This window comes from uncultured Henriciella sp. (genome assembly GCF_964005855.1).
In the GTDB taxonomy this organism is placed as follows: Bacteria; Pseudomonadota; Alphaproteobacteria; order Caulobacterales; family Hyphomonadaceae; genus Henriciella.
Genome location: NZ_CAXFSW010000015.1, coordinates 38,999 through 59,391 on the forward strand (window position 1 = coordinate 38,999; position 20,393 = coordinate 59,391).

Below are 20,393 nucleotides of genomic sequence, written 5' to 3' on the forward strand. Positions count from 1 at the left end.
CTAGCTCCTTAGCCAAAGTCTTGCCGTGTCACCCGGTTTCAGCCGGAGGCGGTCCAGAACCGCGCCTGATGTGACGAATTCGTTCTCGCCGCGGCTCTCGCCTTCAATCAGGCTGATGCGGATATCGTTAAAGTGATCATTGGATACAAGGCCGGTCTCACCGCTCGCCTCACCTTCGCGCAATGTCACGACCCGGCTCTCGCGGATCGTGCGGATAAGTTTGCGCGGAGCGGCGACCAGCGGACCGCCGTCGAAAATGTCCACCGTGCGTTCGAACCGGAAGCCTTCCCATTCCAGAAGTTTCAGCGCCCCAACGCCATCGGCATGGCAGCGCCCGATCACCTCACGCGCCTCCGGCGGCAGAAGGTCCACATAGATCGGATATTTCGGCATCAGATCCAGAATGAACTGGTTGTCGGTCGTCGCAGACAGGATGTCGGCTTCGGTAAACTCCATCTGGAAGAAATGCCGGCCGATTGCTTCCCAGAACGGGGTGCCGCCCTGTGCGTCGACGACGCCGCGAAGCTCAGCCAGAACCATGTCGCCGAACCGGTCAGGATTGGACGCCATGAAGAGATAGCGCGACTGGGCGGCCAGACGCCCTGCCCCGCCGCCGCGATGGGCCTGTCGCAGGAAGAGCGTGCCGACCTCGGTATAGCCAACAAACTCATTGGTCAGGACCAGCGCATCCATGTCATGGCGCCGGTTGGCAGCCTGACTGGCCTGGGCAAGCGTGATCACACGATAGTTGAAGAAGGGCTGGTCGATGCCGACGCCCGCCTTTACCGCACTGCAGCCGCCCACCTCGCCGGTCTCATCATTGACCATCATCATGAGGTATTTGCCATATTGCGGCTGATCGAGGTCGCCAGCGAAGGACTTTTCCGACTTCTCAAGCCGCTCGCGCAGGATGCGCTCATGCACAGGAAGACTGGTAAAGCCTGGCCCCGACTCTTCAGCCAGGATCATCAGCGACTCAAAATCATCCAGCCGCGCCGGCCGCATGACATAGGGAATTGTCATTCCATCAAAGCCTTGATTTTTGCCGCATCGATACGCCCGTCCGCAAATCGGTTGAGCAGAAGCGCAGACAGCTGCGCACGCTCGACAAGACTCGACATGACGACATATTCCTCACTGGAATGGATGCGCCCGCCCATGACGCCCAGCGTGTCGACATTTGGGACGCCCGCCGCGAAGATATTATTGCCCTCACAAACACCGCCAGTGTCCTCGAAGGTCAGCTCCAGACCAAGCGCCGAGCCGGTCTGCGCGACCGCATCGAACAGGGTCTGCTGGGCCTCATTGCGCGGCTTTGGCGGGCGGTAGAACCCACCATGCAGATGGCCGGTAATGCCGTCGCGCGCCGTGGCCTCGCGGAAGATACGCTCCACCTCCCAGGTCGCCCATTGCGCTGCGTCAGGGTCTGGGGCGCGCGCGCCGAAACGGACAATGGCAAGGTCCGGCACGATGTTCACCGCCCCGCCGCCATCGATCGCGCCGACGTTGAAGGAGACGCCCTCGCGGCGGCCATTGAGCGCTTCGATATCCACGACGGCATGCGCAGCCGCCTCAAGTGCGCTGCGGCCATCTTCCTTGGACCGGCCAGCATGCGCTGAGCGGCCATGCAGGACGATATCGAAGACGGCCGACCCCTTGCGCCCGCCAGACATGGCACCTGTCTCCATACAGGGCTCATAGGTCATGCCCACAAGCGCCCCCGAAGAGGCAGCTTCCTTTAGCGCGCCGGCGCTGGCGAAATTGCCGATTTCCTCATCTGGGGAAATCACGATCTGATAGCCGAGCTTGTCCTTCAGCGGACCTGCTTCAAAGGCTTCCAGCGCACCGAGCATGACCGATAGCCCGCCCTTCATGTCGGCAAGGCCGGGGCCGTTCCTGCGGCCGTCGCCAAGGTCCTTGATCTCGGTAAAGGTGCCCGGCGGAAAAACGGTGTCATAATGGCCGCTCATCACGACCTGGACGGGCGCCTGCGGTCTGGCTTTCACGCGAAGGATCGGACCGGTCTCGAAATCGACCGTCTGACCCTTCTCATCGACCTTCTCAAAAGGTTGGGACTGGTCCAGTTGCACATCTGCATCCAGGGCGGAAAAGGCATCGGCAAGCTTGGGTGCCAGGGCTTTCAGCCCGTCGGCATTCCAGCTGCCCGTATTCATCGCCGCCCAGTCCAGCATGCGCGACTGCATCTTCTCTTCAGCCGCCGCGATCCGCTCGCATACGGCTTCGTCTTCGTCGGTTTTCTTGCCCAAATCAGTCATGCCTCTTGGTTTCATGGGAAACGAATAATCGCAAGCCCGCAGGGGTGAGCTTTTGCGCCGCGCACCCGGCTCACGGCCCGGGCCGGCATGGTTAACAACTTGTTGGTGACCATCTGCGAGGAGAGGCGAAATTGTGATTCGAGGAGATTTTCGCCATGACGCTTCGTTATCTGTTTGCCGGTTTTGCAGGGCTTTGCCTGATGCCTGCCGCCCTTGCCGAAGATGGCTGGACGGGCGAAGGCTCATTCAGCGCAGGCTATACCACAGGCAATACAGAGACGACGGACCTCGGCCTCGGCCTGAAACTCAACCGTGAAGCCGGCCTGTGGACCTACAGCTTCGACGCCGCTGCCGACTATGGCGAGACGGACTCGGTCGAGACGCGCAACCGTCTTTTCCTTGCCGGTGAGGTCGATCGCCAGCTTGGCGACCGACTTTTTGGCTTCGTCCGCACTTCCTATGAAAAGGATGAGTTTTCCGGTTTCGATTCGCGCGTCTTCGTCGGCGGCGGTCTCGGCTATGACGTTTTCGATAGCGAGACGACCAAATGGTCTGTCCAGGGCGGCCCAGGTATCAAGATCGATGAAGTCCAGGAGACGACCGTCATCCGCAATGGCGTTCCTGTGACGACGCCCGGATCCACCGAACAGTCGGTTTCGGTCGTCGGCCGGTCGGAGTTCACGCATGACTTCAATGATGCGGTCTCCCTCTCGAACAATACCGACATCATCTATGCGAGCGAATCAACGCAGATCGGGAATATCATCGCCCTGACGGCCGCGCTGACCGACACGTTTTCGGCCCGCTTTTCCTTCGATGTGCGCCACGACACCAACCCGCCGCCCGGTTTCGAGGCGACGGATACGGTGACGCGGGCATCGATTGTCTATTCCTTCGGGCAGTGAGCCTGCCGGACTAGACCTTTTCCAGAGCCTGTTTGAGATCGACGACAAGGTCCTCGGCGGCTTCGACGCCAACCGAGAAGCGGACGAGGCCGTCGGTAAAACCGATCCGCTTGCGAATTTCCTCATCGACGCCCGAATGGGTCGTGGAGCCGGGATGGCACATCAGGCTTTCCGTGCCGCCGAGGCTGACGGCGAGTTTGACGAGCTGAAGGTTGTCGAGGAGGCGGAAAGCCGCCTCCTTGCCGCCCTTCACGTCGAAGGAGAAGGTTGACCCGGCTGCCTCGCACTGTTCGTCAAAGACCTTGCGCTGGGGATCGCCCTCTTCCAGAAAAGCCGGATACATGACCTTGCCGATCTTTGGATGGTCGCGCAGGAATTCAGCGCAAATGCGCGCATTCTCGAACGCCTTTTCCATCCGCATGCGGACCGTCTCGAGCGAGCGTGTGATCAGCCAGCAGGTGTGGGCGTCGAGCGTGGTGCCGAGATAGTTGCGCACACGGCGGATCTTGGAAATGGTCTCTTCGCTGCCAATCGCGGCACCGCCGACAAGGTCGGAATGGCCGCCGATATACTTGGTCAGAGAGTAGAGCGCGAGGTCTGCGCCATGCTTGATCGGGAGATGACCGATCGGGCCCATCATCGTATTGTCGCACATGATGATCGGACGGTGGCCGGTTTCCTTCTCGATCGTATCGGCGACGCGTTTGCACGCCTTGATATCAACAAGGGCATTGGTCGGGTTAGCCGGCGATTCGGTGAAAATGACGCTGAGCGGGCCCGTCTTGGCCGCTTCGCGCGCGCGTTCCAGGATTTTTTCCTCGCTGGCCCAGGCATCCATTTCGAACGGCGTCACACCGAAGTCGGGCATGAAGGTACGCATGAAGACTTCCGTGCCGCCATAGAGAGGGCTGGAGTGAAGGATGGTCGTCCCCGCCCCTGCGCAGGCCAGAAGCGCCGTCGTGATCGCGCCCATGCCGGAGGAAAAGACCAGCGCCATCTCTCCAGCATCATATAGTGTCAGGCGGTCTTCGAGCACTTCCATGTTCGGGTTATTGAAGCGCGTATAGATGAGATCGGCTTCTTCCGGGTCGCCATCCTCGCGCTTGCCCGCAAGCTGACGGAACAGCATTTCGCCATCGCGCGCCGATTTGAAGGCGAATGTGGACGTCATGAAGATTGGCGGCTTGATCGAGTTTTCCGACATGGCCGGATCGAAGCCATAGCCCATGACAAGGGATTCCGGCCTCAACTTGTGATCCCCGATCTGGCGCTTGCGGTATGGTTTGTCCGGCTTGCTCATGTCTCGTGTCCTTCCATTGATTAGTTTCAGCTGAAACCATTTAACGGGTTGGTTCAAGCCGCGTCCTGTCCCCCTGAATGTAAAAAGCCCCGGCTCGATAGCGAGCCGGGGCTTCAATTTAATTTTTCAGCGAAGATTCAGGTTCTAGCTGTTTGTAAGCGCCTGAAATTCCTCGCGGGCCTCGGAAAGGCGCTCATCCACCGTCCCGCAAGCCTCCGGTGCATTCTCTTCACCAAGCACTTCAAGCTGGTCGCAGCGGCGCTTCTCGTTCTCCAGATCCTGCACAAGGCTCTGCGCCTCGAAGCGGACCAGCGCAACTTCGGTCTGCTCTTCAGAGCGCATGAAGTCGAGCCAGCCGCGGCCGGCGCGGTTGTTCGCATTGCTGAAGGCTTCACGGGCGCCGGCACGATCATCGCGCTCATAGCGGGACTGACCGATCAGGACCCAGGCCAGACCACGATCCTCAACACCACCGGCATTTAGCGCGCGGGTCAAGGCTTCTTCGGCCTTGGCCCAGTTCTGCAGCTCGGCATGCGAGCGGCCGAGACGCTCATACATGGCGCCGCTATTGTTCATACGGGCCGCTTCCTCGATGACGGGGATCGCCTTGTCGAATTCGCGGGCCACCTGGTAGAGGTTCGCCAGCAGCTCCATACGCTCATAGGTCTTCGAGACGCGACCGGAATTCATCTCTTTCTCAAGAATCTGAGCGGCGCGGTACGGGACGTTGAAGCGGTTGTAGAAGTTGACGATCCGCATGATCTCATCTTCTTTTTGCAGGATCCCACCGAGATACATGGCTTTCTGCACTTCGAAGGCCTTGCGCTCCTGCTCACCGGCAAAATAGTCGCCAGCGATGGCGTCCCAGAGCCGGCGCTCATTCGGGTTGCGCGCAAGAAGCGTCTCGAGAAGTTCGGCTTTCTTGGCGCGCTGGCCCGTCTCGTCATAAAGATAGATCAGGAAGTCATAGACCTGGCGGTCGGCGCCTGCCCCGTCTTCACGGAAAACCTGCTCGGCCCAACGCAGGGCTTCCTGATTGTTGCCAAGCTTCTGGTTGACCACGGCGAGCTGCCACTTGCCATCGCGGTCCGGCTCGCCACCAGCCTGAACCCATTTTTGCGAGTATTCCAGTGCCTTCTCGAGATTGTTCTGGCTGAGATAGATCTGGAAGATGTTGTAATAGGTGTTCTTGCGCTCGCTGGCCGGAATGTAGCCCTGATTGATGGCTGATTCGAGGTCGCGGACAGCGCCGTTATAGTCGCCGGCTTCGATCTTGATCGCCGCGCCAAGTTTCAGGACAGCGCCCTGCTCATAGCAGTTCAGGTCCGAATTGCGCAGCTGGTTGAGCGCGTTGAGAGCGGCCTGCGGATTCTCATTCTGCAGAAGTTCGGTCTCGGCCTTGAGGTAAATCTCACCGGTCTTGGAGCTGAATTCCGTCGCCTCGCAATTGGCGCCCTGCGCCATGGCAGCGCCTGCGCCCATTACAGATACGGCGCCGACGACAACCGCACTTCTAAGAAATGTCTTGAATCCCATGGTGTCTCACTCCTTTTCGCCGGACCCGGCGGAAATCCTTGTCACGCATCGCACGATGCAACGTGCATTTGGCTGAAATCGATCCGCCGGCGACTTAATCTATTTCTATCGGCGTCTACGTCGCTTTTGCTGTGTTAAGATATGCTCGGTCCGGCGCGCCACGTCAACGCTTCTGGCGTCCACAAGCGCAGGGAATGGGCTTCATTCTCAAATTTGACCAGTCTGGCGCGCAAACTTCGCGCAATTGGCATAAGAGGCCCCCTGTTGCACCGGGACCGGTCAGGCCCAAGAGCTTCAGGACCCGGATTCGAGAGCATTTTGCCGGCGGCAAACAAAAAGCCCGGTCACATGGACCGGGCTTTTCGAAAATAAAGGTCGCGTTTGAAACCTAGCCGTCGAGCTGGAATTCCAGCGGATAGACCACGTTGCGGCGTTCGGCCGGCTGACCGCGAACGATCTTTGGCGCAAACTCCACGCGGCTGACCGCACGCTCGGCTTCACGTTTGAAGACGCTGTCGGTGCAGCTTGCCTCGACATTATAGGGCCGGCCGCGTGTGTCCACGTCGAAGCGGACGTCGCAGGAGCCTTCAATGCCGCGCTCGGCTGCGCGCTGCGGATAGGTCGGTACCGGCGGACGCACCGGCTGTGCGTCCCGGTCCGAGATCGCCACAGGATCGATGGCCAGCGAATCGAGGCGATCAACGTTCACCTCGGTCGGGGCCGACCCCTGAATGCTCGGCGTGGGAAGGTCGATGTCCGACCGCGTTGCCGACATTTTCGGGGGTGGCGGCGGCTTGTCAGCCGAATCAAGCCGTTGTGGCTTGTTGCGCTGACGGGTCCGCACTTCCTGGCTCTCATCTGCGGGTGTGATCCGCTCGAGAGTCCGCTGCTCCACATTTTCAGGCTGTTCGTATTCCTGATTGATCATCTTGTACATGAAGGTGAAGAGCGCAAACACGACGATGGCCGCGAGAGGGATACCGATCACCAGGCGAAGGATGGGATTTGAAAACATTGCGTTTCTCCTATTCCTGCTCGACCGATACCGGAACAGCCGTCAGGCCATCTTCATTGTTGATGATCTCCATGAGGGAGATCAGCACACCGGCATCTGAATCCTCATCCGCCTGGACAACCAGCCGGCCTTTCGGATTGTCTTCGCGAAGCTCCCGGATGCGGAAACCGACTTCCTGAAGCGACACTTCTTCCTTGTCGATGTAGATCTCGCTCTCGTCATTGATGGCGATGAGGATACCAAGCGGGTTTTGCCGTTCGGTATTGTCTACCTCGGTCCGGTTGATCTCGACACCCGGTTCCTTGATGAACTGGGCCGTCACAATGAAGAAGATAAGCAGGATGAAGACAACATCAAGCATCGGGGTAAGGTTGACATCGTCATCGCCGGTGGAGTCGGACGCCAATATGCGTTTTCTACGTGCCATATTCTTGTCTCCTAATCACCTTCGCTCTGGACGATGTTCACCCGGTTCATCTGCGCATTATACGCTTCGTCACGGATCTTGACGATCGTGCCTGTGCGCGCCTGCGGATGCGCCTGGATGATGAGCGCGCTTTCGGGATTTTCAGCCCGGAGACGCTCCATATTGGCGCGGACACCCGTGATGTCGGTCAGACGGCCATTCACCGTGATCAGATTGTCCTGATCGACGAAAATGAGGATGGCCGAATTTTCCGGATCGCTCTGGGTGTTCGACGGTGGTGGCGGCGGCTCAAGGCCGAGCGCCTCTTCCTGGATGAAGGTCGATGTCACGATGAAGAAGATGAGGAGGATGAAGACCACATCCAGCATCGGCGTCAGATCGACACTCGCCTCATCGGGCTGTTTCGCCTGTCTGCCACGCATTAGACAATCTCCAATTCATCTTCGACGCCCTGCACCAGCCGGTTGACCTTGCGGTCCATGCCGGAGGTGAAGAGGATGCCGGAAATCGACGCCACCATGCCTGCCATTGTCGGGATCGTGGCCTGAGACACACCCCCCGACATGGACCGGGCATCGGCACCATCGGTAATCGCCATCACATCGAACACTGCAACCATGCCGGTCACCGTACCGAGAAGACCAAGCAGCGGCGCGAGGGCCACCATCGCCTTGGTCATCTGGACATTGGCTTCGGCTTTCATCCGGACTTCCGAAATCAGCTTGTCACGCACCCAGTGGGCGAGAACCGACTTGCGGTCGGAACGCGCATTCCATTCCTCGATCGCTTCGCGTGCCACATCCTTGTGAGCAAAGCGGAAATAGAAGAGCCGTTCCAGGATCAGGGCCCACATGATGAATGTGGCCACCATAATCACCAGCAGGACGGGCCCGCCACGTGCCAGGAAGTCTTCAAGCTCGTTAAGTCCTAGTCCCATAAGGGGCACCTCCCGAAGGAGGTGACGGCTGTTAAGCCGTCACCGTGTTGGACTCTGCACGCTCAGCCACCAGGCCGGCTGCTTGCTCGTCGAGGATCTGCTGGTTGCCGCGCGCCATGGAGGACGCAATGGCGTGGAGCAGAAGCAGCGGAATAGCTGCGACGAGACCAAGAACCGTGGTCATGAGCGCGACCGAAATACCGCCAGCCATCAGCTTCGGATCGCCTGCACCGAAATTGGTGATGGCGGTGAAGGTGATGATCATACCGATAACCGTACCGAGAAGACCCAGCAGCGGCGCAACGGCGGCAAGCACTTTAACAACGTCGTTGAAGCGTTCGATCTTCGGCGACTCGCGCAGGATCTGCTCGTCGAGTTTGAGCTCGAGCGATTCAAGGTCCTGATGCTTGTTCTGCTCATAGGCCTCGAAGACGCGGGCCAGCGGGTTGCCGGTCCCTGCCTTGCGGGTCTTGGCCGTGCGGCGCATGGCCGAACCCATGAGGAACAGGGTCACGATCTTGAAGATGGCGAACGCTGCACCGATGGCGAGCAGGACGAGGATCACGGCACCAACCGGGCCACCCTGCTGGATACGCTGGGTGAGGGTCGGCATTTCACCGGCAACGGCGAAGAGGTCGCCCTTGGACGGGTCAATCGGCGTGATGACGGTTTCACCCGGCTCGGAATTGATGAGCTTGCGCATCGCGGACGCGAAGCTGCCGCTCGGCTGTGCCTTGAGAACGCGCAGATAAGGCTCATCCGTGTCTTCGGTGATAACCTCGACGAAATTGGTGCCGTCGACGGTTGCGGCGGTGAAGATACCGACACGCATCAGCTCGACATCAGCAACTTCGCCTTCCGGGCCAGCACCCGCGACAGACGCGGTGAAGGTCTTGACCTCGGACTGGGCGATCATTTCCTGAAGCATTGCCTTCGGCAGGGCGTCCAGGTCCTGACGGGTCGGAAGCGAACGGGCTTCGGAGACCTCGGCCAGTTTTTCGGCACGGCCGCCATACTCATAATTGGAGAGCGACTCGCGAATGATCGGCATCGTCTCACCGGCAGCGGTGCGGAACTGGCCAAGCAGTTCGCCGAAGTCGCCGGCCTGGGTTTCCAGCTCTGCGGAAAGTTCCGAAAGCTGACGCTCATTCTCGTCGAATTCCGCCGAAAGCGCCTGACCGCGGGCCTCTGCAGCCTGCAGCTGCGAGCGGGCCTCGGACATGCGTGATTCCTGCTCGGCGGTTTCCTGACGGAACTCCTGCAGACGGCGCTGGTCTTCAGCCGACATCTGTTCGGAGTCCTGCTGGACGCGGCGCAGGATGTCGCTGAGCGACACATCCTGCGCAACGGCCGGCGCGGCGAAAGTAAGTGCAGAACCCGCAACCAGCGCTGCCGCGCCAAGGGTCTGCAGAGACTTAGTGAAGTTTTTCATCTCAAATTCCTCTGGATCTTTGGCGCTTAAATTTCGACGTCGAGCTTGGAAGCCGGTGCGTACAGAACGCTCGGCGTCGTGGTGCCCTTCGCAACCTTGATGGCGGTTGCGATGTCTTCCTTGAAGCGGCTCTCGACCGGAACCCACTGCTGCTCATTGCGATCCCAGCGGGCGGCATAGCGGCGGTCCGGCGACATGTAGACGAGCGCAACGCGCCCATAGAGGAACATGTCGACCATCACGGGGCTGCCATCGATGTCGATTTCCTGCGGCCAGGTGTCGACAGTGCGGCCATATTCCATCTCGGCCTTATAGGCTTCGATGATCAGGCGGTACTGCTCGACGATCGGGACCTGTGCGTTTTCCATCGCAGCGCGAAGGTTCGCGATCCGCTCCATGCGATCCTCGGTGCGGAACGGCAGGTCGGCCTGAACGAAAGCTTCGAGGTCGGAAATCATGTCGAGAAGCATCGGCGTGGTCTGCGCGGTGATCTCATCGACGCGGCCAAGCTGCTCCTGAAGCGATTCAAGTTCGCGGCGCTGGCTTTCCACCACCTTTTCCTGCTGGCGGGCATAAAGCTGCGCAGCCTGGGTACGCTGGAGAAGCGTACGGAACTCGCCAACCAGGTCGGACCGCTGGTCATCGAGCTGGTTGATCTGTTCTTGAACCTGCTCGGCTCTACGGGTGGCCTGCTCGCCGGTTTCGAGCGCCTGGCGCAACTGGCTTTGCGCCACAGCTGGCATTGCCAGACCGGCAATAAGAGCCGCCGCGATAGCACCCCGCGCCGGTGTCAGTACTTCTTTCATGAGGTTTGCCTCTCACTCTCCGAATGGTCGTGCAGAGAAGACTGCACGGTGAAACTTTTATACGGCCGACACCCCCTGAACTGGTGGGCCGCAACTCTAGTACTCGGACCGGACACACACACGAAGCCCGAAGTTTGGAGGCGGAAGTCTGAAGACGACCGGCACCTCCCCAATATTTGGAGTGCTTATGAATGCACTCTCTGTTTTTTATCCACATGATCCAGCATGTGCCACAGGCACAGAATAAGCTGCCATTGCGCCGGACGCTAGCAACAGGTTCGGCGCGGATCAATGGGTCTTCTCGGGTGTTAAAACGCTAAGCGGCGCAAATCGCAAGCACAATCCCGTATCGCAGTCACCGGAAGGACCATATGCCCGTATCAGGTGCAAAATTGCGCAGGCGTGCACATCCAGCCGTCTCTAATGAGATGAGACGGGCATCGGTTGGATTGTGCAGTAAACTCAGCAGGAAAGAGTGGCTGGGGTACCAGGATTCGAACCTGGGAATGTCGATACCAAAAACCGATGCCTTACCACTTGGCGATACCCCAACTGCTGGCGAAGGCAGGGACATACTCAATACGATCCGGCCTTGCAACTCCCCTCTTCAGGCAATGACAGTAAGACCGATTGCAGCCCTTGCCAGCGCGCATGCTTGTCAGTGCCCGAAGCCTGATATATAGGGGCGCGCTCTGGCTCGGAATATAGCTCAGCCTGGTAGAGCACCGTCTTCGGGAGGCGGGGGTCGGAGGTTCGAATCCTCCTATTCCGACCATTTTCCCCTTCAAAGCGACCAATAAAGCGAAAACACGCGGACACACACATCCGCCCTTTACTTTCGCCTTTTAAGCTTCATATCGTTATCCGATAAATTCCGGTATGGAGATACTGCATCGTGAAGACTTTTCTGACAGCCTTCGGCGGCGCCATCGTGGGGACCGTCCTTGGCGCGATCCTTCTTTTCCTGATCGCATCCGCTGTCATCGGCGGTTTCGTGAATTCCAAACTGTCTGCCTTTCAGGATCAGGGCAAGGCTTCTGGCAATGTCGTGCTTTCGCTCGACCTGCGCCAGGAAATCAGCGATCAGCCCGCCACGACAGGCCTGCCGGCCATCTTCGGCCAGAAGGGCTTCGTGAATGTTCTCACCCGGCTCGACGCCGCGCGCACCGATGACGACATCAAGGGCGTCCTCATCCGCGCGAGCGAATATTCGGTCGGTTCCTCGCGCGCAGAAGAAGTGCGTGAAGCGATCCAGCGCCTCAAGGATGCAGGCAAGTTTGTGATTGTTTCCTCCCAGGGGACCTATTCGGGCGGCCCGTCCGCCCTGCGCTCCATCGCGGCGGCCGATGAAATCTGGGTCCAGCCCGGCGGCGACTATCTGCCGGGCGGCATTGTTTTCGAGACGCTTTTCTTCAAGGGCCTGCTCGACCGGCTCAATGTCTCCGCCGAGATCGAACAGTTCTATGAGTACAAGAACGCGCCGAATGTCTACAAGGAGACCGGCTACACAGAGCCGCATCGCGAAGCGATGACCGCCCTGGCCGAATCGGTCTGGACAACATCGCTGGAGGATATCGCGGCGGACCGGGGCCTCGATGTCGCGACAGTCCGGGACGCGCTCAGCTCCGGCCCCCTTAGCCCGGACCGCATGATCGAGCTTGGTCTCGCCGACAAGCTGGGCTGGCCGGAGGACGCCATGGCCGCTGCACGCCAGCGCGCCGGCGATGACGCCGAAATCATGGACATCCTGAATTACACGCCGGACGGCGCGCCGCTCGATGCCAAGATGATTGCCGTCGTCGGCGGTGAAGGCCCGATCGTAACGGGCGGATCGGAAGGCGACCTTATCAATGCGGGGCCCGCTTTTGCTTCGGACATGGTCGCCAATGCCATTCTGGAGGCCGGTCACGATGAGGACGTGGCAGCCATCGTCTTCCGCGTCGACAGCCCCGGTGGCTCACCGACGGCTTCCGACCAGATCTGGAACGCCATTGAGACCGTCCAGCGCGAGACCGAAAAGCCAGTCATCGTATCGATGGGCTCAGTGGCGGCTTCAGGCGGATACTATGTCTCCACCGGCGCTGACTGGATCATGGCCAGCCGCTCCACCATCACAGGCTCCATCGGTATTTTCGGCGGCAAGCTCGCCGTCGCAGATGGTCTGCGCGAGATCGGCGTGAATGCCGAAACTGTAGGGGTCGGCGGCCCGTTTGCCGGCGCCCTCAGCACGCTCTCGGGCTTTACTGACGAGCAGCGCGAGATGCTGCACGCCTGGCTTGAGCGCGGTTACGACCGTTTCATCAGCCTCGTCGCAGACGGCCGCGGCATGAGCGTCAGTGAGGTCGATGATATCGCGCGCGGGCGTGTCTGGTCCGGGGAGGATGCATTGCGAATTGGCCTGGTCGATGAGATCGGCGGCCTGATCGATGCCGTTGCAAAAGCGCGCGAACTCGCCGGCGTTGAAGATGACACTGCCACGCGGATCAAGTTCTACCCGGTCCCGCAGGGCGGTATTCCCGGCCTCACCCCCATGAGCGAAGCCTCTGCAGGCGATCTTCAGACGCTCGCCCGGCTTTCAGAAGTGCTGTCGGACGAGCGGGTGCAGGCCCTTATCGAACAGGGCGCGATGATGAAGCAGGGTCCGGTGCAGGCCCGCAGCCCGATGATGATCGAACACTAGGCAACAAGCAGCCGGTGCAGCGGGCGAAAATCTGCCTGCATCGGCCTGCTTGATCCTTTTTCAGGCGGCGTCTAACCCGCCTTCAGGCCAACTGGACAGATCGCGAGCATGACTGAGACCTCTCCCAGCCAAGAGCGCCGGCATACGGCTGAAACGGCGGAAACCATGGCCGATGTGCGCCATGAGATTGACCGGCTGGACCGGATTCTTGTCGGCCTGCTGCAGGAACGCCAGTCCTTCATGGACGCGGCGGCGCGAATCAAGGGGTCACGCGCGGTGGTGCATGACCGGGCGCGAATCGAGGACGTCGTTACGAAAGTGCTGGCCGAGGCCGACCGTCAGGGTCTTTCACGCGCCATCGCGGAACCTGTCTGGCGCACACTGATCGACCGGTGCATTGCCTATGAGTTCGAGGCTTTCGATGCCCGCAGGCCCGGCCGCGACAAGGCGTGAGAGACACGGCTGCACGCCTCAAGGGCACGCGACAGCTCATCCTTCACCTCATTGAGAAGCAGCGCGGCGCCAGCCGGGGTCGGCGGATTTTCACGCCCTGCCCGCTCGGCCCGCTGACAGCTTTCGGCGAGATCATGCGCCCCGACGCTTAGCGCGGCGCCTTTCAGTGTGTGCGCGGCATCTGCCCAATGGGACGCCTCCGCGCGCGGGTCCAGCATGCGGGACCAGATGCGCGCCTGTTCCTGAAAAATACCGAGAACTTCATCGGCGAGATCAGCGTCACCGCCCGTCATGGACAGGAGGTGATCGATATCGATAGGCGTTTGGCTCATGCCGTCATGTCCCGTCCACTGCGTTCTCCGGGCCGCGAGGGTGGCACAGGACACCTTATCCGCCGGTTAAACGCGTTTGTGGCAGGCGGAGAGCACGGTTAAGATTGCAAATCCAGCCGAAAATCACTATTCTGGATGCTTAAAGTGGTAGGGGAATATCATGATTGCGCTCCTGATCGCCGTTCGCGACTTTTTCGTTGCCGTCCTCCTGGGCTGGCTGGGCCTTGTGGCCGAACCTGCTGACCAGCAGTCCCAAAAAGAGGTGGCACCGGCCCCCACAGCGACCCTGACGGTGTTTCGCTAGGACGTTCGAAAGCTCAGCTCTGAGACTTCCTGCAACTGAGCTGACCTGAGAATTCGGACAAAATTGAAACTCAAAAAAATAAAGAGGCGCGGGATCGAAGTCCCGCGCCTCTTCTGATTCGGGGCCTGTGACTTGAAGCCTAGGCCTTGTTCTGGCGCCCATCGATCAACTGATCGACCACTTCAGGCTCTGCCAGCGTGGAAGTGTCACCCAGATTGCTGAAATCGTCCTCGGCGATCTTGCGCAGGATACGCCGCATGATCTTGCCGGACCGGGTCTTGGGCAGGCCCGGCGAGAACTGGATCAGGTCCGGGCTCGCAATCGGTCCGATCTCGTTACGGACATGTTTGATGAGCTCCTTCTTGAGCGCTTCATCGCCCTCGACGCCCTGAACCGTCGTCACATAGGCATAGATGCCCTGCCCCTTGATATCGTGCGGATACCCGACGACCGCCGCTTCGGCGACCGCGTCATGGGCGACGAGAGCACTTTCGACTTCGGCGGTCCCCATACGGTGGCCGGAGACATTGATCACATCGTCGACGCGGCCCGTGATCCAGTAGAAGCCATCCGCATCGCGCCGGCAGCCATCGCCGGTAAAATAATTGCCGGGATAGGCAGAGAAATACGTGTCCACAAAGCGCTGATGGTCACCATAAACGGTGCGCATCTGGCCGGGCCAGCTATCGGTGATGATGAGATTGCCCTGCGTCTCGCCCTCCAGCACCTTGCCTTCCGCATCCACCAGCTTGGGCACGACGCCAAAGAAGGGATGCGAGCCGGCGCCCGGCTTCATGTCTGTGGTGCCGGGCAGCGGGACGATCATCGTGCCGCCGGTTTCGGTCTGCCACCATGTATCGACGATGGGGCAGCGGCTGTCGCCGACCGATTCAAAATACCATTCCCAGGCTTCCGGATTGATCGGCTCGCCCACAGTGCCCAGCAGGCGAAGCGAAGAGCGGTCTGTCGCCTTCACCGGGCCGTCGCCTTCGCGCATCAGAGCGCGAATCGCGGTCGGCGCCGTATAGAAGATGGTCACGCCATGCTTGTCGCACACCTCCCAGAAGCGCGAAGGCGAGGGATAGGTCGGCACGCCTTCAAACATGACAGACGTCGCGCCATTCGCGAGCGGGCCGTAAACGATATAGGTGTGCCCGGTCACCCAGCCGACATCGGCCGAACACCAGAACACGTCATTTTCCTTGAGGTCGAAGACATATTCATGCGTCATCGACGCCCAGACCAGATAGCCGCCACAGGTATGCAGAACGCCTTTCGGCTTACCGGTGGAGCCTGACGTATAAAGAATGAAAAGCGGATCTTCCGCATTCATCGGTTCCGGCTCACAGGTGTCGGCAACTTCTGCGCCAATCTCATGCAGCCACACATCGCGGCCGTCCTTCATCGAGACGTCGCCGCCAGTACGCTCGACCACCAGCACCTTTTCGACCATGCCTTTGGCCAGATCGCACGCCTTGTCGGCGTTCTCCTTCAGGGGCACCTTGCGCCCGCCCCGGACGCCCTCGTCGGCCGTGACCACGAATTTCGATTCGCAATCGACAATCCGGCCCGCCAGCGCCTCCGGTGAGAACCCGCCGAAGACAACCGAATGGACTGCGCCAATACGGGCGCAGGCCAGCATCGCCATCGCCGCTTCGGGGATCATCGGCATATAGAGCGTAACCCGGTCGCCCTTCTTGACGCCCATTTCCTTGAGCACATTCGCGAACCGGCAGACGGCATGATAAAGCTGGCGATAGGTCAGCGTGTGGCTGTCATCGGGCTCATCGCCTTCCCAGATGATCGCCGGTTTGTCGCCGCGGGTCTCCAGCTGACGGTCGAGACAGCTTTCGGTGACGTTCAGCGTGCCGTCGGCAAACCAGCGCACATGAAGGTCATGCGGGTCCCAGGAAACGTCTTTGACCTGCGTGAACGGCTTCATCCATTCGATACGCTTGCCATGCTCGGCCCAGAACGCTTCAGGGTCCTCGATGGAGGACTTGTACATCTCGGCATATTTCTCGGGCGTCAGATTGGCCTGTTTGGCAAAGGCCTCTGGCACGGGATGATTGGTCACATCATGGCTCATGGTCGGTGCGGGCTCCCTTTTGTCTGGTTCTTTACAGGCGCTGCGTCGAGCGCCCCACGTTCTGGCTAAACATGAGCGCTCGCGCCTGCAATGTGAACCCCGCCTGCACGAACAAGCGCGCGCCAGCCTGTCTCATCCGCAAGACAGTTTACGGGCAGAAACAGGCTGGCGGACACAAACCGCCTAATACCAGGCCCTTATACCGATGAGCAGGGCGGTGCCCTCGGCGTCGCCGCCTGCGGCCTCGATATAGTCTGCGGTATCACCGAAACTGCGCTGATATTCGACGCCGATATAAGGCGCGAATTCCCGCTTGATCTCATAGCGAAGGCGAAGCCCGGCATTGAGCGACACAAGACCTGCCCCTGTCTCAAGCTCAGGGATATCCTGCGCGGCCAGCTCGATCTCGGCACGCGGTTGCAGGATAAGGCGCTGCGTCAGCAGAAGCTCATATTCGGTCTCGATGCGCGAGGTGAGATCGCCATCGGCCGACAGGAAAGCGGCGGCATCAAGCTCAAACAGATAGGGGGCAAGGCCCTGCACGCCCAGAACGGCATGTGTGCGCCCCCGGGGTTCGAAATCCTGCCGGATCCCGGCCTGAAGGTCGAAATAGGGCGAGATCGCCCGCGACCATAGCGCCTGGACTTCAGCCTCCTCAAATTCCCCCTCATCGGGCAGGTATTCCAGTTCACTCTTCAGCCAGAGCTTGTTGATGTCGCCGCCAAACCAGGCATTGCCATCGAAAACAAGGACATCCTCATCGTCGAGGGCCTGAAGCTCGAATCGTTCGGCCTGGAAATAGCTGGTGCGCAAATCGCCATGACTGGCCAGCACCTGTTCGCGGGCTTCGGCCATTTCGGCCTCGCCCCAGATCTCGTCCGCCTGCCCCCAGGGCTCACCGCCCTCCTGCGCAAGCGCTGGCCCGGAGGCCGCCAGCGTCACCAGACCAGTGAGACCCGCCCGGATAATCGTGACCTTTCTCATTGGTCGCCTCCATGCTTGTGATGCATCTGATGGCCGTCATGCGACATGCCGTTCTTGCCGCTGTCATGATCCATGCCCTGATGCCCCTCATGGTCCATCTGATGGTGGCTGGCAGCGCCGCCATCATGCTCGGGATCGTGCGAGGCCGGCGTCAGCACCGCATTAGGGTCCTTGGGAATGACCGAGACGACATTCATCATCCCGGCATGCATGTGGTAGAGAAGGTGACAGTGAAAGGCCCAGTCGCCGATATGTTCTGAAGAGACGTCGAAGGCGACCTTCTCCCCCGGCTTCACGACAACCGTGTGCTTGCGCGGGCGATAGTCCCCTGCCCCATTCTCCAGTTCGAAGAACATGCCATGCAGGTGGATGGGGTGTGGCATCATCGTGTCATTCACCAGGATGAAGCGCACGCGCTCACCCTCATTGAGCCGGATCGATTCGGTGACCTCAGAGAACTTCACCCCGTTAAACGACCACATATAGCGGTGCATGTTTGAGGTGAGGTGGATCTGAAGCTCCCGCTCCGGCGGTCGTGTATCGAGATTGGCATCCAGCGCGCGAAGGTCGGCATAGGTGAGGACGCGGTGGTCGACCTCATCAAGTCCGATACCGGGTTCGTCCAGGCGGCTGACCGGCATCATTGCCGTATTGGCGACCCCCGGACCATCCGGGTGATCATGAAGCTGCCTGCCGCCATCCGTTGCCGCCATGGTCGCCATGTCATCGCTCTTGCCCGCCATTTGGTGGCCCTCATGCGACATGCCGGGCATATCGTGGCCAGCATGCCCGCCGGCCGCCATGTCATGACCGCTATGATCCATGCCGGACATGTCGTGGCCTTCATGGGCGCTGGCTGTCTTGCCGCCCGGCTCATAGGCCATTCCCGCCATGCCGTGACTGCCATGATCCATGGCCATATCCTTCATGGTCAGGGTCGGCACAGGCCGCAGGGCCGGCGCCTCCGCCCGCATGCCGGCGCGCGGCCCGAATGTCGCCACAGCCTGGCCGGAGCGGTCGATGGACTCGGCTACGAAGGCATAGGGCCTGGCTTCTTCCGGCTGGATAATGACGTCATAGGTTTCGGCCACACCGATCTGGAATTCGTCGGTTTCCACCGGCTGGACGTTCAGACCATCAGCCGCCACCACAGTCATGGGCAGGCCCGGCAGACGGACATTGAACAGCGTCATGGCAGAGGCATTGATGATCCGCAGGCGCACACGCTCGCCCGGCTCGAAGACACCGTTCCAGTTGTCGAAGGTGGAATGTCCGTTGATGAGATAGGTGTAGGTCGCACCCGTCACATCGGCGAGGTCGCGCGGACTCATCCGCATCCGGCCCCACATGGCGCGTTCTGACAGGGCCTTGCCGAACCCCTCCTCGCTCGCATCTTCTGCAAAATCGCCCAGCGTGCGCTGATTGAAATTATAGGTCTCGGAAGAGGCTTTCAGCTTTTCGAAGATGCGATGTGGATGCTCAAAGCTCCAGTCCGACAGCACCATCACATATTCACGGTCATATTCGACCGGGTCTTCGCCTGCCGGATCAATGATGAGCGGGCCGTAATGGCCCTGCTGCTCCTGCAGGCCGGAATGGGAATGGTACCAGTAGGTGCCAGACTGGGGCACGGCGAATCTGTACTGGAATGTCTCGCCCGGCGTGATGCCCGGAAAGGACACGCCCGGTACGCCGTCCATATGGAAGGGCACGAGAAGCCCGTGCCAGTGAATGCTCGTATCGGCTCTGAGGCGGTTGGTGACGTTGAGCGTCACCTCCTCACCTTCGCGAAACCTGATAAGCGGCGCTGGAAGCGTGCCATTCACGCCCACGGCATGGCCCATTTTTCCACCAATACGGACAGCAAACTCGCCAATATCGAGGTTGAATGTGTTGCCGCTCAGCGTTGTGAGGCCAAGGTTTCCATGCGCGGCGCTCCGGGCCCAGGCCGGCAGCAGGCTTGCGCTGCCAAGGGCTGCGCCGGAGCCGAGCGCGGCGCCCAGAAATGATCGTCTGTTGAACATCGGAAATTCAGTCTTTCATCATGATCTTTAACGGAAAAAACGTCTCAGGGCGCCAGGCGCCCAAAGGTCCGCGAAGGATCAGATGAGGAGGCTGATTTTCTGGTGGGTCAGGGTCTGGGGCCGTATGGGCGGCTCATCGCCAGGCGGCCATACCGCGTGCGCGGCCAGTGCTGGAAGGTCCCCATGTGGCACCGGAACCGGCAGCGAGAAAACCGGCACCGGCGGCTTCTGCAGAAGCGGCGCGCTGTCGGGAGATATGGAAACCCGGTTCAGTAGCGACCAGCCGCATCCGTCGCAGGTCTCGCTGCCATGATCATGGGCAGGCATCGGCACGCTGTCATGCATGGAATGCATGTCGTGTTCTGCATGCCCGCCATGGACGAAGATCGCAGGCGCTGGCCCTGCCGGCGCGGTCGCGGCATCCGCAGAGAAGACTGCGCAGCCAATCAGACCCGCACTCACCAGAATGGCGAGCAGGCTTGTCATCAAGAGGCGAAGCGGCTGGAACATTGCGTCTGAAATTAGTGCAACTTCGCCCCGGCGCAATGTGGCAAACGCTCACGCGATCAATCGCAGTCTAAGGGAAATCCGCCTGGCACGGGCACTAGGACTTGAACCCAGGACCTACGGTTTTGGAGACCGTCGCTCTACCAGCTGAGCTATACCCGCTCAGGCGAAGCGGTGTAATGCCTGATCAGGCGGGCAAGTGCAACAGGGCAGAACCGGCTCTCCTGCATATTGCCCGCAATTGGTTCAGAGGCGCCGATGCCGCCAAGGCCGCATGTACGTATGCAGCGTTCCAGCTAACCCCCGCGTATAGAAAAAGGGCCGCCCCTGCTGGGACGGCCCTTTGATATGTCTCTCACCCCGTCTGGGGCGGGAGGCTCTTACTT

19 protein-coding genes and 3 tRNA genes are annotated in these 20,393 nt (G+C 60.2%); 5 read left to right on the forward strand and 17 right to left on the reverse strand.

All coding sequences use genetic code 11. The features are described from left to right. On the reverse strand, nucleotides 1-1,023 hold the full coding sequence (locus ABNU55_RS13005; protein WP_348764400.1) for an arginine N-succinyltransferase: 1,023 nt from the start codon (nucleotides 1,021-1,023) through the stop codon (nucleotides 1-3). Continuing rightward, nucleotides 1,020-2,276 carry a hydrolase gene (locus ABNU55_RS13010; RefSeq protein ID WP_290751906.1) on the reverse strand — a complete coding sequence of 419 codons (1,257 nt, stop codon included), beginning with the start codon at nucleotides 2,274-2,276 and terminating at the stop codon, nucleotides 1,020-1,022. Before ABNU55_RS13010 ends, ABNU55_RS13005 begins: the two co-directional genes overlap by 4 nt. 155 nt (nucleotides 2,277-2,431) lie before the next feature. On the opposite strand from ABNU55_RS13010, the gene ABNU55_RS13015 reads away from it, so the two are divergent. Further along, entirely contained in the window at nucleotides 2,432-3,181 is a 750-nt protein-coding gene (locus tag ABNU55_RS13015; protein WP_290751903.1) for a DUF481 domain-containing protein, read from the forward strand. 10 nt (nucleotides 3,182-3,191) lie between these two features. Here ABNU55_RS13015 and ABNU55_RS13020 read toward each other — a convergent pair whose 3' ends face one another. The 9 genes from ABNU55_RS13020 to ABNU55_RS13060 form a co-directional block, all read right to left on the reverse strand. Beyond that, a complete protein-coding gene (locus tag ABNU55_RS13020) occupies nucleotides 3,192-4,481 on the reverse strand; it encodes a cystathionine gamma-synthase family protein (RefSeq protein ID WP_290751900.1) in 1,290 nt (429 codons plus the stop codon). Between the two features lie 144 nt (nucleotides 4,482-4,625). Beyond that, on the reverse strand, nucleotides 4,626-6,017 hold the full coding sequence (locus tag ABNU55_RS13025) for a hypothetical protein (protein ID WP_290751898.1): 1,392 nt from the start codon (nucleotides 6,015-6,017) through the stop codon (nucleotides 4,626-4,628). 388 nt (nucleotides 6,018-6,405) lie between these two features. Next, on the reverse strand, nucleotides 6,406-7,032 hold the full coding sequence (locus ABNU55_RS13030) for an energy transducer TonB (RefSeq protein ID WP_290751896.1): 627 nt from the start codon (nucleotides 7,030-7,032) through the stop codon (nucleotides 6,406-6,408). Between the two features lie 10 nt (nucleotides 7,033-7,042). Then, nucleotides 7,043-7,459, reverse strand: coding sequence for a biopolymer transporter ExbD (locus tag ABNU55_RS13035; protein WP_290751894.1), 417 nt, complete (start codon nucleotides 7,457-7,459; stop codon nucleotides 7,043-7,045). A gap of 11 nt (nucleotides 7,460-7,470) precedes the next feature. Then, the gene (locus ABNU55_RS13040; RefSeq protein ID WP_290751892.1) at nucleotides 7,471-7,881 is read right to left on the reverse strand and encodes a biopolymer transporter ExbD; all 411 of its coding nucleotides are present in this window, start codon (nucleotides 7,879-7,881) and stop codon (nucleotides 7,471-7,473) included. Continuing rightward, complete coding sequence (locus ABNU55_RS13045; RefSeq protein WP_290751890.1) at nucleotides 7,881-8,396, reverse strand: MotA/TolQ/ExbB proton channel family protein; 516 nt, start codon at nucleotides 8,394-8,396, stop codon at nucleotides 7,881-7,883. The genes ABNU55_RS13040 and ABNU55_RS13045 overlap by 1 nt, the downstream gene beginning before the upstream one ends. Nucleotides 8,397-8,427: 31 nt before the next feature. After that, on the reverse strand, nucleotides 8,428-9,828 hold the full coding sequence (locus tag ABNU55_RS13050; protein ID WP_290751888.1) for a MotA/TolQ/ExbB proton channel family protein: 1,401 nt from the start codon (nucleotides 9,826-9,828) through the stop codon (nucleotides 8,428-8,430). 26 nt (nucleotides 9,829-9,854) lie between these two features. Next, on the reverse strand, nucleotides 9,855-10,634 hold the full coding sequence (locus tag ABNU55_RS13055) for a DUF3450 domain-containing protein (protein WP_290751886.1): 780 nt from the start codon (nucleotides 10,632-10,634) through the stop codon (nucleotides 9,855-9,857). Nucleotides 10,635-11,110: 476 nt separating this feature from the next. Continuing rightward, nucleotides 11,111-11,185, reverse strand: a tRNA-Gln gene (locus ABNU55_RS13060). Between the two features lie 147 nt (nucleotides 11,186-11,332). On the opposite strand from ABNU55_RS13060, the gene ABNU55_RS13065 reads away from it, so the two are divergent. From ABNU55_RS13065 to ABNU55_RS13075, 3 genes are all read left to right on the forward strand, one after another. After that, nucleotides 11,333-11,409, forward strand: a tRNA-Pro gene (locus tag ABNU55_RS13065). Between the two features lie 120 nt (nucleotides 11,410-11,529). Beyond that, on the forward strand, nucleotides 11,530-13,314 hold the full coding sequence (gene sppA / locus ABNU55_RS13070; RefSeq protein WP_290751883.1) for a signal peptide peptidase SppA: 1,785 nt from the start codon (nucleotides 11,530-11,532) through the stop codon (nucleotides 13,312-13,314). A 108-nt stretch (nucleotides 13,315-13,422) separates the two neighbouring features. Continuing rightward, entirely contained in the window at nucleotides 13,423-13,767 is a 345-nt protein-coding gene (locus ABNU55_RS13075) for a chorismate mutase (RefSeq protein WP_290751881.1), read from the forward strand. On the opposite strand, the gene ABNU55_RS13080 is transcribed toward ABNU55_RS13075, so the two are convergent. Next, nucleotides 13,716-14,099, reverse strand: a complete 384-nt coding sequence (locus tag ABNU55_RS13080; protein WP_290751879.1) for an Hpt domain-containing protein — start codon at nucleotides 14,097-14,099, stop codon at nucleotides 13,716-13,718. The genes ABNU55_RS13075 and ABNU55_RS13080 overlap by 52 nt on opposite strands. A gap of 160 nt (nucleotides 14,100-14,259) precedes the next feature. Between ABNU55_RS13080 and ABNU55_RS13085 the strand changes: the two genes are divergently transcribed. Further along, nucleotides 14,260-14,403: a hypothetical protein gene (locus tag ABNU55_RS13085; RefSeq protein ID WP_290751875.1), complete on the forward strand. Its 144-nt coding sequence runs from the start codon at nucleotides 14,260-14,262 to the stop codon at nucleotides 14,401-14,403. Nucleotides 14,404-14,542: 139 nt separating this feature from the next. Here the strand turns inward: ABNU55_RS13085 and acs are convergent, their stop codons facing one another. From acs to ABNU55_RS13110, 5 genes are all read right to left on the reverse strand, one after another. Then, entirely contained in the window at nucleotides 14,543-16,492 is a 1,950-nt protein-coding gene (gene acs / locus ABNU55_RS13090) for an acetate--CoA ligase (protein WP_290751873.1), read from the reverse strand. 183 nt (nucleotides 16,493-16,675) lie between these two features. Continuing rightward, nucleotides 16,676-17,476, reverse strand: a complete 801-nt coding sequence (locus ABNU55_RS13095; protein WP_290751870.1) for a copper resistance protein B — start codon at nucleotides 17,474-17,476, stop codon at nucleotides 16,676-16,678. Beyond that, nucleotides 17,473-19,500 carry a copper resistance system multicopper oxidase gene (locus ABNU55_RS13100; protein WP_290751868.1) on the reverse strand — a complete coding sequence of 676 codons (2,028 nt, stop codon included), beginning with the start codon at nucleotides 19,498-19,500 and terminating at the stop codon, nucleotides 17,473-17,475. Before ABNU55_RS13100 ends, ABNU55_RS13095 begins: the two co-directional genes overlap by 4 nt. A gap of 78 nt (nucleotides 19,501-19,578) precedes the next feature. Then, nucleotides 19,579-20,010: a hypothetical protein gene (locus ABNU55_RS13105; protein WP_290751865.1), complete on the reverse strand. Its 432-nt coding sequence runs from the start codon at nucleotides 20,008-20,010 to the stop codon at nucleotides 19,579-19,581. An 83-nt stretch (nucleotides 20,011-20,093) separates the two neighbouring features. After that, nucleotides 20,094-20,169, reverse strand: a tRNA-Trp gene (locus tag ABNU55_RS13110). Nucleotides 20,170-20,393 lie beyond the last annotated feature (224 nt).